The 15,411-nt window shown below is 64.3% G+C and carries 14 protein-coding genes; 6 read left to right on the forward strand and 8 right to left on the reverse strand.

Going from position 1 to position 15,411, the window contains the following annotated elements:
• Nucleotides 1-7: 7 nt before the first annotated feature.
• The 4 genes from PNAP_RS06785 to PNAP_RS06800 all read right to left on the reverse strand — a co-directional run bounded on the left by PNAP_RS06785 (nt 8) and on the right by PNAP_RS06800 (nt 5,475).
• Complete coding sequence (locus PNAP_RS06785) at nt 8-859, reverse strand: alpha/beta hydrolase (protein ID WP_011800763.1); 852 nt, start codon at nt 857-859, stop codon at nt 8-10.
• Between the two features lie 77 nt (nt 860-936).
• Nucleotides 937-1,764 (reverse strand): proteasome-type protease, encoded by an 828-nt coding sequence (locus PNAP_RS06790; RefSeq protein ID WP_011800764.1) that lies wholly within the window; start codon nt 1,762-1,764, stop codon nt 937-939.
• A gap of 39 nt (nt 1,765-1,803) precedes the next feature.
• Complete coding sequence (gene mutS, locus PNAP_RS06795; RefSeq protein ID WP_011800765.1) at nt 1,804-4,416, reverse strand: DNA mismatch repair protein MutS; 2,613 nt, start codon at nt 4,414-4,416, stop codon at nt 1,804-1,806.
• A gap of 168 nt (nt 4,417-4,584) precedes the next feature.
• Nucleotides 4,585-5,475, reverse strand: a complete 891-nt coding sequence (locus tag PNAP_RS06800) for a DMT family transporter (protein WP_011800766.1) — start codon at nt 5,473-5,475, stop codon at nt 4,585-4,587.
• 90 nt (nt 5,476-5,565) lie between these two features.
• Here PNAP_RS06800 and PNAP_RS06805 point away from each other — a divergent pair, with 90 nt between their 5' ends.
• The 4 genes from PNAP_RS06805 (at nt 5,566) to PNAP_RS24900 (ending at nt 9,012) form a co-directional block, all read left to right on the forward strand.
• Nucleotides 5,566-6,480 (forward strand): LysR family transcriptional regulator, encoded by a 915-nt coding sequence (locus PNAP_RS06805; protein ID WP_011800767.1) that lies wholly within the window; start codon nt 5,566-5,568, stop codon nt 6,478-6,480.
• Nucleotides 6,481-6,674: 194 nt separating this feature from the next.
• Nucleotides 6,675-7,019, forward strand: coding sequence for a hypothetical protein (locus tag PNAP_RS06810; RefSeq protein ID WP_011800768.1), 345 nt, complete (start codon nt 6,675-6,677; stop codon nt 7,017-7,019).
• Nucleotides 7,020-7,038: 19 nt separating this feature from the next.
• A complete protein-coding gene (locus PNAP_RS06815) occupies nt 7,039-7,449 on the forward strand; it encodes a hypothetical protein (RefSeq protein ID WP_011800769.1) in 411 nt (136 codons plus the stop codon).
• A gap of 780 nt (nt 7,450-8,229) precedes the next feature.
• Nucleotides 8,230-9,012, forward strand: coding sequence for a PDDEXK family nuclease (locus PNAP_RS24900; RefSeq protein WP_011800770.1), 783 nt, complete (start codon nt 8,230-8,232; stop codon nt 9,010-9,012).
• A gap of 31 nt (nt 9,013-9,043) precedes the next feature.
• On the opposite strand, the gene PNAP_RS06825 is transcribed toward PNAP_RS24900, so the two are convergent.
• Nucleotides 9,044-11,278, reverse strand: coding sequence for an FUSC family protein (locus PNAP_RS06825; protein ID WP_011800771.1), 2,235 nt, complete (start codon nt 11,276-11,278; stop codon nt 9,044-9,046).
• Between the two features lie 384 nt (nt 11,279-11,662).
• Between PNAP_RS06825 and PNAP_RS06830 the strand changes: the two genes are divergently transcribed.
• Both PNAP_RS06830 and PNAP_RS06835 read left to right on the forward strand, forming a co-directional pair.
• A complete protein-coding gene (locus tag PNAP_RS06830; RefSeq protein ID WP_011800772.1) occupies nt 11,663-12,475 on the forward strand; it encodes a lysophospholipid acyltransferase family protein in 813 nt (270 codons plus the stop codon).
• Between the two features lie 37 nt (nt 12,476-12,512).
• Nucleotides 12,513-13,301 carry a glycosyltransferase family 2 protein gene (locus PNAP_RS06835; protein ID WP_041376581.1) on the forward strand — a complete coding sequence of 263 codons (789 nt, stop codon included), beginning with the start codon at nt 12,513-12,515 and terminating at the stop codon, nt 13,299-13,301.
• Here the strand turns inward: PNAP_RS06835 and fabG are convergent.
• The 3 genes from fabG to PNAP_RS06850 are packed head-to-tail and all read right to left on the reverse strand — an operon-like array spanning nt 13,298 to nt 15,392.
• Nucleotides 13,298-14,035, reverse strand: a complete 738-nt coding sequence (gene fabG, locus PNAP_RS06840) for a 3-oxoacyl-ACP reductase FabG (RefSeq protein WP_011800774.1) — start codon at nt 14,033-14,035, stop codon at nt 13,298-13,300. The two genes, PNAP_RS06835 and fabG, sit on opposite strands and share 4 nt — an antisense overlap.
• A complete protein-coding gene (locus tag PNAP_RS06845) occupies nt 14,032-14,556 on the reverse strand; it encodes a hotdog family protein (RefSeq protein WP_157040384.1) in 525 nt (174 codons plus the stop codon). Before PNAP_RS06845 ends, fabG begins: the two co-directional genes overlap by 4 nt.
• Entirely contained in the window at nt 14,556-15,392 is an 837-nt protein-coding gene (locus PNAP_RS06850) for a beta-ketoacyl synthase chain length factor (protein WP_011800776.1), read from the reverse strand. Before PNAP_RS06850 ends, PNAP_RS06845 begins: the two co-directional genes overlap by 1 nt.
• Nucleotides 15,393-15,411: the final 19 nt, after the last annotated feature.

Raw genomic sequence — 15,411 nt, forward strand, 5'->3', positions numbered from 1 at the left:
CCCCGATCTAACGCCCGCCCAGGCTCGCCATGTTGAGCAGCGCCGCCTCGATGGCGGCGGCCGTGGCCAGCGGTTGCTCCATCGGGAACAGGTGGCTGCCGTCGAGCATCATGATGCGGCCATGGGTGACTTTTTCGGTCATGGCCATGCCGACCTGCTTCATTTCGACCGATTGCCGCCCGCCAATGAAGGCCGACGGGCATTTGAGCGGATGCGCCTTCAGCAGGCTTTCCAGGTTGTCGGGCAGGGTGTTGTAGATCGCGGTTTCCACGTCGCGGTCAAAGCTCAGCAGCCGCTGGCCCTGCGCGCTGCCGCCTTCGTCGTGCGTGCCGTGGTCGATGTAGTCGCGCAGCACCTGCTCGTCCCAGCGGGCAAAGGCCTTTTTGCTGCGAAAGTGCGCCAGCACCTCGTCCCGGCCCAGCCACTGCTGGCGGCGCTTGCGGCTGATGGCGCCGGGCGAGATCGAGCCAACCAGCCTGGCGCGCTTGGCCACGCTGAGCGCCTTGGCGCGCCAGCCGCCCAGGACCGGCGAGTCGAGCAGCAGCACGCCCCGCACCGCATGGCCGCCCAGCACGGGATTGCGCGCGGCGCACATCAGGCTTAAAAAGCCGCCCAGCGAGTGGCCCACCAAAAAGGCGGGCTGGCCGGATTTTTCGGCTTCCTGCGCGGCAAAGTCGGCCAGCTGCTGCACCAGGTGGGGCCAGTTGCTGGTGACCGGATAGCGCGGGTCATGGCCGAATTTTTCAATCGCCTTGACCTGAAAACCCCGTGCCTTCAGGCTCTGGAACAGCACGCCGTAGGTGCTGGCCGGAAAGCTGTTGCCATGGGAAAAAATGATGAGGGGTTTGGTAGTGGGCACGGAAATTTAAAGGACACCGCGGCGCGCTGGCCGCGGCTATTGCCCGGGTTGACGGTCGATGGGTGGTGAGAAAAAACTCAGATCAGCTTTTCCTGCGGCGTGCCGATTTTTTTCAGGGTCGCATGGCGCCTGGCGGGCATCTTGAGCGGTATATCGGTGTGCGCATCGTCCCAGACCGGGTCTTCAATGCTGTCGAACACCTGGCGCAGCTTTTGTCCCCAGCTGTTGTGCAGCATCTGGTAGTAAGGATTGTCCTGGTCGATGCAGACGACCTTGTCGCTTTTGAGGGAGTCGGCTTCATACACCACCAGGTCCAGCGGCAGGCCGACCGAGAGGTTGGACTTGATGGTCGAATCCATCGACACCAGCGCGCATTTGGCGGCTTCGTCCAGCGGCGTCTCGGGGGTGATGACGCGGTCCAGCACCGGCTTGCCATACTTGGATTCACCAATCTGGAAGTAGGGCGTCTCGTCGGTGGCTTCAATGAAGTTGCCGGGTGAATACACCTGGAACAGGCGCATGCCCTCGCCCTTGATCTGGCCGCCGAAGACCAGCGACACATTAAAGCCGACATCGTCGTTTCTCAGCGCCCGGGCGTCGTGCTCATAGACGCGCCGGATGGCCGAGCCGAGCACGCGGGCGGCGTCGAACATGCTTTTGGCGTTCCAGATGGTGATGCCCTCGCCGGTTTCGGGGTTCTTGAGTTCCTCGACCTGCAAGATCTCGCGCACCGACTGCGAGATCGACAGGTTGCCGGCGGTCAGCAGCACCATGAAGCGGTCGCCGGGCTTTTCATAAACAATCATCTTGCGAAAGGTGCTGATGTGGTCAAGGCCCGCGTTGGTGCGGGAATCGGACAGGAAGACAAGTCCGGCATTGAGCTTGATGGCGACGCAGTAAGTCATGGTCTGATGAGGAAGGTTGAGTACAGGGCGTGCCGCGGTTCAGGCGGCGCTGGCCAGTTTTTTTAGTTGGTAAAGCGCTTCAAGCGCTTCTCGGGGGCTCAGGATATCAGGGTCTATGCTCGCCAGCGCCTTGTCAATAGCGGTTTGCCCGGATGCCGGCGCTTCGGGCGGCGCGGCGAACAGGTCCACCTGGGCGCTGGCCTGGCTTTGCTGGGCCTCCAGCGCGGCCAGCGCATGGCGCGCATGGTTGACGACGGCGGCGGGAACGCCGGCCAGCTTGGCGACCGCGATGCCGTAGCTCTTGCTGGCCGGGCCGGGCTCGATGTGGTGCAAAAACACAATGTCGCTGCCCGACTCGACCGCGCTGACATGCACATTCATGGCGCCGTGGTGCTGGGCCGCGAACTCGGTCAGCTCGAAGTAATGCGTGGCGAACAGCGTGAAGGCCTGCGCCTTGTTGTGCAGATAAGCGGCAATGCCGCCGGCCAGCGCCAGCCCGTCGAAGGTCGAGGTGCCGCGCCCGATCTCGTCCATCAGCACCAGCGAATAAGGAGTGGCGGCATGCAAAATCTGCGCGGCCTCCAGCATCTCCAGCATGAAGGTCGATTGCGCGTTGGCCACGTCGTCGGCCGCGCCGATGCGGGTGTGGATGGCGTCTATCGGCCCGAGCCGGCAGGCGCTGGCGGGAACGTAGGAGCCCACGCTGGCCAGCAGCACGATCAGCGCGACCTGCCGCATGTAGGTCGATTTGCCGCCCATGTTGGGGCCGGTGATCATCTGCATGCGGCTTTTGCCAGTCAGGCTGCAGTCGTTGGCGATGAAGGCGCCGCCGCCCGTCTCTGCCAGCCGCGCCTCCACCACCGGATGCCGGCCCTGGCCGATGGCGATGCACGGCTCCTTCACAAATACTGGCGCGCACCAGTTCAGCGTCAGCGAGCGCTCGGCCAGCGCGCACAGCGCATCGAGCGCGGCAATGGCGCGCGCCAGCCGGCTCAGGGCGGGGACGAACTCCTGCAGTTGGTCGAGCAACTGCTCGTACAGCCACTTCTCGCGCGCCAGCGCGCGTTCCTGCGCCGACAGCGCCTTGTCCTCGAAGGTTTTCAGTTCGGGCGTGATGTAGCGCTCGGCATTCTTCAGCGTCTGGCGGCGGCGGTAGTCGGCCGGCACCTTGTCCAGCTGGCCCTGCGTGACCTCGATGTAAAAGCCGTGCACCTTGTTGAACTGCACGCGCAGGTTGGCAATGCCGGTGCGGGCTTTCTCGCGGATTTCCAGGTCGAGCAGAAAGCCGTCGCAGTTGGTCTGGATGGCGCGCAGCTCGTCGAGTTCGGCATCAAGGCCGTGGTTGATGACGCCGCCGTCGCGGATCAGCGCGGCCGGCTCGTCCAGGATGCACTGGCCCAGCAGTTCGGCGCAGCCAAGGGGCGGCTGCAAATCCTCGAAAATAGTGGTCAAAAGAGGTATTTGCGCACTATCCACGGGCGTGAGCAGCTCTGCTTTTTGTAGCGTCAGCTGCAGCGCCACGAGTTCGCGCGGGCGCACCTGGCGCAGCGCGATGCGGGCGGTGATGCGCTCGACGTCGCTGCAGCCCTTGAGTTGGGTGCGCAAGGTTTGCTGCGCGCCGCTGCGCAATTGCGTGATGGCCTCTAAGCGGCTTGCTGCCTGGGCGCGGTCGCGGCGCGGGCTGAGCAGCCAGCTTTTCAGCGCCCGGCTGCCCATGCCGGTGGTGCAGGTGTCCAGCAGCGAGAACAGCGTGGGCGAATCCTCGCCGCGCAGGGTCTGCGTCAGTTCGAGGTTGCGCCGCGTGGCCGGCGGCAGCTCGATCAGCTCGCCCGAACGCACCACCTGCAGGCCCTGCACATGGGGCAGGGCGCGGCCCTGCGTGTGCTCGGCGTAACCCAGCAGCGCCGAGGCGGCGGCGTGCGCTTCATTCAGCCCTTCGGCGTGCCACGAGGCCAGCGAAGCGACCTTGAGCTGGTCCAGCAGGCGCCGCACGCCCAGGGCCGCGTCAAACTGCCAGGCCGGGCGGGCGCTGGCGGCGCAGCGCTGGGTTTGCAGGCGCTGCTCGAACGCGGGCGTGGCATCGACGTTGTAGAGCAGTTCGCTGGGCGCAATCCGGGCCAGCCAGGTTTCCAGCTCGCCGTTGGCGCAATGGGCCAGGTGGATCTCGCCCTGCGTCACGCTGAGCCAGGCCAGGCCGCAGGTGTTGCGCGCGCCCTGGTGCACGGCCAGCAGGATGGATTCGGTCTTGTCGCTCAGCAGTTCGGTGTCGGTCAATGTGCCGGGCGTGACCACGCGCACCACTTTTCGCTCGACCGGCCCCTTGGCCGTCGCCACGTCGCCGACCTGCTCGCAAATCGCCACCGACTCGCCCAGCTTGATGAGCTTGGCCAGGTAGCCTTCGAGCGCGTGAAACGGGATGCCCGCCATGACGACCGGTTCGCCCGCCGACTGGCCGCGTTTGGTCAGGGTGATGTCGAGCAGGCTGGAGGCTTTCTCGGCATCGGCGTAGAAAACCTCATAGAAGTCGCCCATGCGGTAGAACACCAGCGTGTCGGGATACTCGGCCTTGATGGCGTGGTACTGGGTCATCATCGGCGTGTGGGGGGCGGCCCGCACCGGTGCTTCGCCGGGTTTGAGTGTGTCTTTTTGCATTCAGTGTCTTGTCTTCATCTGGCGATGTTTTTGCGGCCTTGTCGCCCATCTTTGAGGCGTGACGGGGCGGGCGCTGCAAAGTCTTCAATTATCGCCACACTGGCGCGCGTCCTGTCGCCCTCGGGCTGTCGGCACGCCGGGCGCTTTGCGTCGCTTCCTATTCATCGCTCAGCCGCGCCGGGCGGTCGTCCACAGCGCCGCCATGACGATGAGCCCGCCGCCCAGCCAGCCCGTGATGCTCAGCCCTTCGCCCAGCCAGAGCACCGCGAACAGCGCGCCGAAGGCCGGCTCGCTGCTCGTCAGCAAGGCGACGCGGCTGGGCGATGTGCGCTGAAGCGCCCAGTTCTGCGCGAAGAAAGCAAACACGGTGCAGCCCAGCACCAGGTAGGCGCTGGTCAGCCAGAAGGCGCTGTCAAGCGGCAGCGGCGGCAGTTCGCCGGGCATCAACAAGGCCAGCAGCAGGCTGCCAAAACCGATCACGCCGGCCTGTACCGCCGTCAATGCCAGGGCTGGGGCGCTGCTGCGCCGGGTCAGCTTGCTGGTCTGGCACACCGTGATGGCGCGCAGCACGGCGGCCGTCAGCATCAAGCCATCGCCCAGGCCGAACTGCCCGGCCAGCCCGCCGCTGAGCAGGGCCGCGCCCAGCAGCGAGATGCCGGCAAACACAAACATCGCCCTGGCCGGCCGGTGGCCCAGCAGCCACCATTCGACAAAAGGCGTGAACACCACGCACAGGCTGATCAAAAACGCGGCGTTGCTGGCCTGCGTGTGCGCGACGCCAAAGGTTTCGCACAGGAAAATGCCCAGCATCAAGGCGCCCAGCGGCAGGCCGGCACGCACCGCATCCATCCTTTGCCGGCCCTTGGCGCGCAGCAGCGCCGGCAGCAGCAGGACAAACGTCAGGATGAAGCGCACGGCCAGAAAGCCCAGCACCGGGTAAAAGGCCAGCGCGCCCTTGGCCACGCCATAGCTGGTGCCCCAGACCACGGCCACCCCGAGCAGCGTCAGGTCGGATAGGCGAAGCAGGCTTCCGGGCTGCGGCAGGGTGAGGGTCGTCATGGCGAAGGCTCGTGATGGGGAACAGGCGGGAATTATTGATTCGACCGCGCAGCGTGATAATCCTGTCAAACAGAACAGAACTTGTGCGCCATGAGCATCAATAACCCACTCGATCATCTGCCCGACATGGCCGTATTTGCCCGCGTGGTGGACGCCGGCAGCTTCTCGGCCGCCGCCCGCCAGCTGGGCATCACGCCCTCGGCGGTCAGCCGGCAGGTGGCGCGGCTCGAAGGCGCGCTGCGGGTGCGCCTGCTGGAGCGAACCACCCGCAAGCTGCGCCTGACCGAGGCCGGCACGGCCGCCTACACCGGCTGCCAGGCCATGGTGGCCGCTGCGCGCGAGGTGCTGGCGCTGAGCGACACGCAGACGGCTACTGCGCGCGGGCTGGTGCGCATCAGCATGCCCAAGGCGTTCGGCCGCCTGGTGGTGCATCCGCTGATGGCGTCCTTTCTGCAGCAATACCCCGAAGTGGATGTGCAGCTCGTCATCACCGACCGCACGGTGGACCTGTTCGAGGAAAGCATCGACCTGGCCATCCGCATCACCGATGCGCCGCCGCCGGGGCTGGCCGGGCGGCCGCTGATGCGGATTCGCCACCTGGCCTGCGCCAGTCCGCAGTATCTGGCGGCGCACGGCACGCCCGGGCATCCGCGCGACCTGGCCCGGCACAGCTGCCTGTACCTGGGCGAAGACGAGCGCGACCGCCACTGGCGGTTCCGGCGCGCCGGGGACGAAGTCACGCTCAGGGTGAGCGGCCGCTACGTGGCCAACCACAGCGAAGTGCGGCTCGAAGGCGCCCTGGCGCACCTGGGCATTGCCAGCCTGCCCGAATTCACCGCCCGCGCCGCCCTGGCCGCAGGCGAACTGGTCACGGTGCTGGACGACTGGGAGCACGCGACCGACTACGCCGGCATGGCCTGGCTGCTGTACCCGCCGAACCGCTTCCTGCCGGCCAGGGTGCGCGTGTGGATTGACCACCTGGTGGCGGGCCTGCTGCCCCAATGACTGACTTAAACGCTGGCTCAAGGACGGATTGCGGCCCGCTTGTCTTCAATGGCAACACCCTTTACTTCCTGCAAGCCACTGGCGGTCTATTTCATCGTCCCGGATCAATGGGGGAGTGCTATAAATAAATGCCATCCCAATAGCTGGAAACAAGGGGTTCACTCGGCATTCAACCCAATGAAAGGGGAGTCGCAATGCGCAGTTCTTTTATATATCCCATCTTCGGCGCCGCGCTGCTGGTCTGCTCGCAGGCAGGCTTTGCGCAGGAAGCATCGGTCAAGATCACGTCCCCGCTGGAGGGCGCCAAGCTCGATACCATGGCCAAGACCCCGGTTGCCTACGAAGTCATGCCCGGCCCCAAGGGCGACCATGTGCATCTCTACGTGGACAACAAGGAAGCGGCCATCCTGCGCCAGCTCAAGGGCAGCTACACGCTGACCAGCCTGGCGTCCGGCCCGCACGACATCTGCGTCAAGGTCGTGGACAAGGGCCACACGCCCATCGGCGTGGAGCAGTGCGTCAAGGTGAGCGTCAACTAGCCTTCATGCGGTCGCCCTCATGGAGCTGCAAAACCTGAGCTATGCGGCCATCCAGGTGGTGCATAACTTCGGCGCCGTCGCCGTGGTCGGCAGCGCCGCCTGTGCGCTATGGCTGGGGCCGCAGTTCACCGGGATGCGCAAGCTGGCATGGCTGATGCTGGCCGGATGGGCCGCGCAGGCGGCCAGCGGCGGGGCTTTTGGCTTTGTCAGCTGGCTTTATTACGGACGCTTCCCGGACATCCACGGCATCGCGGTTGCCGCGCTGCTGGTCAAGATGGCCTGCGCTGCGGCGGGCTTCGGGCTGGCCGCCACGTATATTTACCGTGGCTCCGGGTGGAGCCCGCGGGCAGGGCAAGCGACTTGGCGCGCGCTCGCCGCGCTGGCCGCGACGGCGCTGACCGCCGCTGCGGTGCTGCGCTGGTTTTCGTGAGGCTCGGGCTTGGTCCCGCTGACCAATTTCATGCCTAAAAATGCCTCTTGCGCATGCCAGATATGCATCTGTTGCTATCAAATATGAAGTAGTTGATGGTTTTTGCGTAACTGTAGCTGCCGCTCGGACGACTCACCCATGCATTAAAAAATGAATGGCCTGGGTTAAATTGCCACAAGGCGCATGTCACGTTGAATCCTGGCTTCAACCAGGGGTTTGTGTCATGAGAATAATCGAAAACACAAAATGTAACATGTCAGACATAATCAAACATGCCTGATTTGAGGCAGCCATGAATGCATGGGTGCCTACTCCGCCTTGGCGGAATAATCCCTGTTTTTCAAGCGGTTGAATCGGCTTGGGATTTTTAAATCAGATTAAAAAAGGTGATTTCCCATTCCCATTCACCGGGCACGAAAAACGGGAATGAATGGCATTGAGGGTGCTGAAAAGTCCTTTGATGCACCGCTTTATTGAGAAGCATAAAAAGACTCGCAGGCGGTATGCAGTAAGTATCAAGCGCTAGTATTTAAATAGCAAGTAGGTGACTTTGGCAGCCACTCGGGCCGATGGCGGATTTCAGCGCGTATCTTCAATAAAGTCCATGCCCATTCGCGTCAGGCTTCACCTCTCAAGACCGCATGCCAAGAGTGGCAAATGGGCAGAGATTCCAGGCGTATAACGGCTACCCAGCTCAATACTGCAGAAGCTCGAAATTCGGCTCCTTGCAGACATAATTAATTACGAAAAGAATTGTAAATTTGTAATCAGGAGCGCCAATTGAACCAATTCAACGGTTATCTCTGGATGGCAGTGTTCGGTACCTTTGGTACGGTTGTCGTTGCTGCATTGCTCTACGCATGGCTTGCCCGGCGTGCACTGCATATTCAGCAATCGATTTTCGCCAACTGGCCGCTGTCCGAACGCCCGCTGGTCAACACCGAGGAATGCCAGGTTTTGCACTGGATGTGCAAAACCTTCCCCATGCATCAGGTCAACATCAAGATTCCGGTCACACGCTTTACCCAGCCTCTTGAACGCAGGCAGGGAGAAAGCCTGCACAAAATACTGGACGGGGTGTACTGCACTTTTACAGTCTGCTCGCCAGACGGACATGTCGTGGGTTGCGCGGACGTCATGGGGGCCAATGGCCTGGCAAGCAGAAACCGGCAGCTCAAGCAAGCCTTGCTGGCCAAGTGCGGCATTGCTTATTGCGTTCTCAAACCCGTCAGTTTGCCGGCGCAAGCCGCGATTCGCAGCGATTTTTTGGGCGAAACCGTTCCCGCCGAACCCGTGTTCAAAATCAAGCCTCGCGAAGAACGCCATCGGGAACTTGAAGAAGCGCTGCTGGCCGAAGCCCGGCTCAAGCTCAGCACGGTGCTAACCCGGCAACGCCGTATCCGCGACAGCGAGTTCGCGCCCCTGGCGGCGAATTCATGCAGCCATGCAGTGGCGCACGCCTCCCAAGGCAGCTTTGAGGAAGTCGATGCCAGCGGCCACGGCATGCTTTCGGGCTGGCAACACAATTCTTTCCTTGCACCGCTGGAAAGCCGGCCCCGCTAGTTTGGTTTTTTCGGATGATGCGGCAATGGCTTCAGACCTGCACGCGGCTGGCCGCCAGCCGCAACTCCCTGGCCATGGCGCAGGCCAGTTGCAGGCGGCGCAGCAGCCAGGGCGTCAGGTCGGCGGCCACCAGCATGTCGGGCCGCTCCAGGTAGGGCTGGCCTGCAATGCTGAAGCTGGCCGGGTTGTCAGCCGGTGTGGCGGGCGCTGTGCTGGAGAGTTCGGCTTCAATGCATTGGGCGGCGCGCTCCAGCGCGGGCGTGGCCAGCGCCAGGTCAAGCTGGCCGCGCCGCAGCAGCAATAAAGACTTGACGGCCGTCAACTGGGCCAGCAACTGGTAGCTGCGCGCCTGCAGCGCTTCGAGCGGCTCCAGCGGCGGGCGCACCTGGCGCGGCTCGGCCAGACTGCGCTGGGTGGCCAGCGTCAGCGCCGACAGGCTGTCGTAGGCTTCGCGGCGCGCCAGCCGCCAGTTCACATCCGAGGTTTGCGACGTGTCCAGCAGCGCCAGCGCCAGTTTGGCATGCTGGCCCTGCGCCTGCATGCTGCGCTTGACCAGGCCCGGGATCTGGCTGCGCTCCCACGACGGCAGCACATAGCTGAACAGCCACGCCAGCAGCGCGCCGAGCAGCGTGTCGGCCAGCCGCTCGCCAATCGCGAACGTGGGCCGCAGGCCGACCAGCAGCAGATGCGCCTGCAGCAGGCCGCTGACCGTGGCTGCAATCGTCGTGTACAGGTAGCGGCGCAGGGCAAACGCATGCGCGATGCCGGTGCTCAGGGCCACCACCAGGAACAGCATTTTGGCGCCCGGATGGGTCATCAGCAGGGCCATCACCAGCAGGCAGCCGAGCACCGTGCCGGCAACGCGCGCATTGCGGCGCTGAACGGTCTGCGCCAGGTTGCCGCGCATCACGACGACGATGGTGATCAATATCCAGTATTCGTGCGTGGCCCACGGCAGGTGCAGCGAGATTGCATAGCCTGCCGCCACCGCCAGCGTGGCCCGCAGCGCATAGCGCAGCGTGGGTGCGCGCCAGCTCAGTTGGCCGAGCAGCGGTTTGCCGCTCCATTGGGTGGTGCCGACGAACAGCTGCCACTGGCTGCGCACCAGACTCAGCTCGGGCGCCACGTCGCCACGCGCCAGCGCCGCGAGCTTGACCGCCTCGTCGTTGATGTGGCCAATGCGATCGGCCATGTTGCGCAGCAAGGCGGGCACATCGGGTGCATCGGTGCGCATGGGCTGGGGCACCAGCGGCGGGCTTGCGGCCGTGCGCGGCGGCAGGGCGCCGGCCAGTTGCGGGCGCAGGTCGGGAATCGGGCGAATCGATGGCTGGCTGCGGCCGAGCAGCAAAGCCATGCCCAGCGCCTGCAACTCGTCAGCGGTGTCGTTCAGGGCCTGATGCAAGGCGGGCAGGTGCGGCGCGGTGGCCTGCTGCTCCAGCAGCACATCGAGGTCCAGGTCGCAGGCCAGCTGGTGGTCGCGCGCCTCCAGCAGGCTCAGCAGCATGGCGGCGTATTGCTGGCGCGGGCGCGTGGTGGGCGACTCCAGCACCACGTTGCGGGTGTCCTGCAGCTGGTCGGCAAAGTTGGCCTGCTGGTCCAGCATGGCTTCGAGCAGCGCCTGGTGGTCGGGCTCGGGGCCAAAGCGCCGGGCCTGGATGCGCAAGATGCTGGCAAAGCTGTGCAGGCATTCGGCCAGCAGCTGCGCCCGGAAGCGCTGGTTGAGCAGGTGCGTGGTCAGCACCGCCCAGAGCAGGTAGAGCCCGGCACCGGTCGCGAACCAGCCGGTGTGCAGCAAGACCTCTTCCAGCGAGTTCATCGGCGGCGCGGCCATCGAGAACAGCATCGAAAACAGCAGCGAAAAGCAGATCGGTCCGCCACGTTTGCCCCAGGCCATCATCATCACGGCCAGAAAGGTGCCGCCCACCAGCACGCTGCCCAGCAGCAGGGCATCCTGGCGCGTCAGCTGCACCAGCATGAACAGCGGCGTGCCCAGCACCGGCGCTGGCAGCACCTGCATGATCTTGCGCCGGCGCGGCGAGGGAACGTCCGGCAGGCTGGTGATGATGACGCCGACCGCCGCACTGGCCGCAGCCGCCAGGCCGGCCGACTCGAACAGGGCCAGCATGATCAGCACCAGGCCAAGCGCGACGCTCAGGCCGTTGGTGACGTACTGGCTCAGGGCCACGCGCAATGCGTTGTGCGCCTTGCCCTGGAGCCGCGTTGACAGTCTGGCAAGAAAGGTCGGGTCAGCAGGATGGCGGTTCATGGTGCGTGGGCCACGCTTTCAAGGGTCGATGGCGCTCAGGCTGGCTGTCCCTTTTGCCGGTGAACAGTTCAGTTGAATGCGCGGGTCAAGCCAGTGTAGCGGCGGTGCGCCTCCCGCATCACCAGGAACCCGTGCCCGGTCTTGGCCTGCAATCGCAGCGCAATCGGCTCTGTATCCGCGAAGACCCTCTGGGGAGTTGGCGAGGATTGGACGTCCTGCGATGCATGGTAAATTCAGTGTTCTTCTGCCGACCGGGCTGGCGACCCTTCATCAAAACTTGCCGTGCCACAAAGTAAACCTGTCGCGCTTGCACAACCTCCCATTCGCCAGCTTGATGGCGTCAAGACGGCAGCACCTGAAAAGGCGGCTGCATGCACCAAGCTTATGGATAACAAGTCGAATGCTTTACTGAACAAGCAGGCCAGCGTGGCTGCCGATGGCAGAGCCCTGCATGAAACCGTCAGGCTCTGCCTGGGCTACCTCGGCCTGGGGCTGATTTGCCTCACGGTGTCGGTCGTGGCCCTTCCGATGCGCATGGCGCTGCCGAGGGTGTTGAGCAAACGGTGGGGCCGCCAGCTGGTCGGCGCGACATTTCGCGTCTATCTGCGTTTTTTAAGCGTCATGGGCGCCTGCCGCTTCGACTTGACGGCCCTCGACAGCCTGCAGGGCGCCCCGGCCATGATCATCGCGCCCAACCATCCGTCATTGCTCGATGCCCTCATGATCCTGTCGCGTCTTCCTGGCGCGGTCTGCATCATGAAGGCCGATATCGTGAACAGCCCTTTTTTTGGTGCCGGCTCCCGGCTGGTCGGCTACATCCGCAACACGCCGCTTCGCACCATGGTGCAATTGGCAATCGCCGATTTGCACCAGGGCAGCCATCTGCTGCTGTTTCCCGAAGGCACGCGCACCAGCCGCTTTCCCGTGGGTGCCATGCAGGGCACCACGGGGCTGATTGCCAAGCATGCCGGCGTTGCGGTGCAGACGGTTTTCATTGAAACCGATTCGGGTTTTCTGGGCAAAGGCTGGTCCGTGTGGCGGACCCCCAAAATGCCGATTACTTACCGCATCCGGCTTGGCAAGCGCTTTGATCCGCCGCAGAACACGGCGCTTTTTGTCAGTGAGCTGGAGCAGTATTTCCAGGCCGAGCTGGCGCATGCGCAATTGCCGGACTTTCCCGTGTCGCCTGCGTCTTGAGGCGGTTTGTTTTATGTTTAGCCCGGATTACCTCGCGATGAATGCTTGCCCTTCCGGCATTTCACAGACCCATCTGGTGCTGATTCCGAGCTACAACCCCGGCCCCAAGGTCTATGAGACGGTGCGTTCGGCCCGCGCGCAATGGACGCCTGTCTGGGTGGTGGTGGACGGCAGCACCGACGGCAGCGCCGAAGGCCTGCAGGCGATGGCGGCGCACGATGACGGCCTGCGCGTTCTGGTGCTGCCGCGCAACGTCGGCAAGGGTGCTGCCGTGCTGCACGGGCTGGACCTGGCCGCAGCAGAGGGTTTCACGCATGTGCTGACCATGGATTCCGATGGCCAGCACCCGGCCTACCTGATTCCCGATTTCATGGCTGCGTCAAGCGCCCGGCCCGCCGACATGGTGCTGGGCGTGCCGGTGTTCGCCGCCGATGCGCCACGCCTTCGGGTCAACGGGCGCAAGGTGTCGAACTGGTGGGCGAATCTGGAAACGCTCTGGGCGGGCATTGGCGATTCGCTGTTCGGATTTCGCGTCTATCCGATTGCGCCGCTGCGGCGCGTCATGCAGGGCCAGCGCTGGATGCGCCGCTTCGATTTCGACCCTGAAGCCGTCGTGCGCATGTGCTGGCTGGGCGTCAAGCCACTGAATCTGCCTGCGGTGGTGCGCTACTTCCGTGCCGATGAAGGCGGCGTTTCGCATTTCAACTACCTGCGCGACAACCTCTTGCTGACCTGGATGCACAGCCGCCTGTTCGTAGGCTTTTTGCTGCGTTTGCCGCTGTTGCTGGCGCGGCGCCTTGCACGCAGTGAAAAGCGTGGGGGCTAAATCATCCCGCCATTGATGGAAATCACCTGTCCGCTGATGTAGGCTGACTTTTCTGATGCCAGGAAACTGACCAGGTCGGCGACTTCCTCGGGCTGGCCGGGGCGCTTCATCGGCACCAACTGGGCAATGGCGGCTGGATCAAAGCTGCCCCGGCTCATCGGCGTGGCAATGATGCCGGGCGCCACGGCGTTGACGGTGATGCCTCGGCTGGCCACTTCCAGCGCCAGCGACTTGGTGGCCGAATGCAGCGCGCCCTTGGCGGCCGAATAGTTCACCTGGCCCCGGTTGCCGGCCACGGCCGCCACCGACGTGATGGTGATGATGCGGCCCCAGCGGGTGCGGATCATCGGCATCATCAAGGGCTGGGTGACATGAAAAAAGCCATTCAAGGACACGTCAATCACCTGCTGCCATTGCCTGAGCTGCATGCCCGGAAAAACCGCGTCGTCGTGAATGCCGGCATTGTTCACCAGCACCTGGATTGGGCCGTCCGCCAGCAGCAACTCCAGCGCGGCGGCAGTGGCCGCTGCATCGGTCACGTCGAAGGCCCGTGCCTGCGCATGGCCGCCAGCGACCCGGATTTGAGCGACCAGGGTCTGGGCAGCTTCCAGGCTGCGGTTGGCATGCACGATGACGTGAAAGCCGTCGGCGGCCAACTGCCGGCAGATGGCCGAGCCGATGCCGCCACTGCCGCCAGTGACCAGGGCACGCTTGCGAGGGCTGGTTTGATTCATAAGGGGTGAACCGGAAGTGGCAAGGCTGGCGGGTTTGAGCGGCCCGGCAGCGCCAGGTTAGCGGCATTGAGCACGACCACGGCGCGCCCCGAAAGCAGCAGCACCGGCCCGCCGTGAACCGTGAAGCTGTAAAGAATCGTGCTGGCGTCGCCGCTCATGCGTTCGGCCCGGATGAGGAGGGTTGTGCCCAGGTCATCGAGCCTTTCGACATGCAGCATCACGCTGCGCACACTGGCCAGGTAGCCGATCTGCGGGCCATGCCGTGCCTCGCCGGCGCTGGCTTCGGCGATCAGCGCGCCATGCACGGCCATGGCCTGCGCGGCGTATTCAATGCCGCATGCGGCGCCCAGCCGTCCGTGCGAGCGCAAGGGATTGTCGGGCGAAAGGTGGCTGGTGGCCTCGCAGCTGATCTGGCCCGTGTCCCAACTGGTTACGCGGTCGAGCAGGCACATGCTTCCCTGATGGGGTATGCGCCGTGCAATATCGTCGTGCTGCAGCATGCAAGGAACGGCCGAAGGCATCAGCGGCATGGCGCAACCTGCACGGCCAGTTGCAGGTTGTCGAGGTAGTCGAGCACGACCTCGCCCTGGCTTTGGAGCGCAACACTGCGCAGCAGCGGCAAGCCGCGTGCGGCCGGAATGCTTTTGCGCAATTGTTCGAGGGCCGCATCGGCCAGGCCGTCTGCCGCCACACTGGTAAAGCAGGTGGCGGGCACCAGGCTCCAGTGGGCCAGGCTGCGTTCGCTGCGCCGGGGCGCCAGCACCAGGGCGATGCCAAAGGTGTCGGGCAGGGGCCGCACGCTGCGCAGCGGCTCCGGATAGTCGGTGTCGTAAGCGATAAGCAGCACCGCCGTCTGTTCCACCGCGACTTGCGTCATCGCTTCGAGCAGGCCGGCCGAAAAGCTGGCGTCATGCGCGCAGAGCACCGACGAGGAGGCCATGGACGCGCTTGAAATGCTCCAGTAGCCTGACGAGGCGTTATGCACCGAGTTGTGAAAACGGGTCGGCGATATCAGCCGGTCGCTGGAGGCCAGCGCACTGCAGATTTCATGGCAATTGATGGCGTCACCGCTGGACGATGAAAACACCGAAGGCAGCAAGCTGGCCTGCAGGCCGGATGCGGTCACCGCTTCCTGGCCGATGGCCAGCGAAACCCTGACCACGGCGCCAGCGCGGCGGCGCTCGGCCGGAGGAAGCGCCATGGGCAGCGGCAAGATGCTTCGTGCGGTTTGGTAAGGCAAGCTTCCCTGAAGCTGCGTGCGGCCCTGGTCCCAGCCGGACAGGCCGGGTCCCAGCAGGCCAATGCCTTCGACAAAAACAGTGAGGGAGGGTGCGGGAGTTGCGAAGTGCGGCGTCATCTGTTTGCCTTGACCATTG

The sequence above is a fragment of the Polaromonas naphthalenivorans CJ2 genome, from assembly GCF_000015505.1.
In the GTDB taxonomy this organism is placed as follows: Bacteria; Pseudomonadota; Gammaproteobacteria; order Burkholderiales; family Burkholderiaceae_C; genus Polaromonas; species Polaromonas naphthalenivorans.

Bases quoted from the DNA above. Each gene is read 5' to 3' on its own strand.
- PNAP_RS06790 (WP_011800764.1), bottom strand. From the start codon at position 1,764: ATGACTTACTGCGTCGCCATCAAGCTCAATGCCGGACTTGTCTTCCTG.
- mutS (WP_011800765.1), bottom strand. From the start codon at position 4,416: ATGCAAAAAGACACACTCAAACCCGGCGAAGCACCGGTGCGGGCCGCC.
- PNAP_RS06800 (WP_011800766.1), bottom strand. From the start codon at position 5,475: ATGACGACCCTCACCCTGCCGCAGCCCGGAAGCCTGCTTCGCCTATCC.
- PNAP_RS06805 (WP_011800767.1), top strand. From the start codon at position 5,566: ATGAGCATCAATAACCCACTCGATCATCTGCCCGACATGGCCGTATTT.
- PNAP_RS06810 (WP_011800768.1), top strand. From the start codon at position 6,675: ATGCGCAGTTCTTTTATATATCCCATCTTCGGCGCCGCGCTGCTGGTC.
- PNAP_RS06815 (WP_011800769.1), top strand. From the start codon at position 7,039: ATGGAGCTGCAAAACCTGAGCTATGCGGCCATCCAGGTGGTGCATAAC.
- PNAP_RS06825 (WP_011800771.1), bottom strand. From the start codon at position 11,278: ATGAACCGCCATCCTGCTGACCCGACCTTTCTTGCCAGACTGTCAACG.
- PNAP_RS06830 (WP_011800772.1), top strand. From the start codon at position 11,663: ATGGATAACAAGTCGAATGCTTTACTGAACAAGCAGGCCAGCGTGGCT.
- PNAP_RS06835 (WP_041376581.1), top strand. From the start codon at position 12,513: ATGAATGCTTGCCCTTCCGGCATTTCACAGACCCATCTGGTGCTGATT.
- fabG (WP_011800774.1), bottom strand. From the start codon at position 14,035: ATGAATCAAACCAGCCCTCGCAAGCGTGCCCTGGTCACTGGCGGCAGT.
- PNAP_RS06845 (WP_157040384.1), bottom strand. From the start codon at position 14,556: ATGCCTTCGGCCGTTCCTTGCATGCTGCAGCACGACGATATTGCACGG.
- PNAP_RS06850 (WP_011800776.1), bottom strand. From the start codon at position 15,392: ATGACGCCGCACTTCGCAACTCCCGCACCCTCCCTCACTGTTTTTGTC.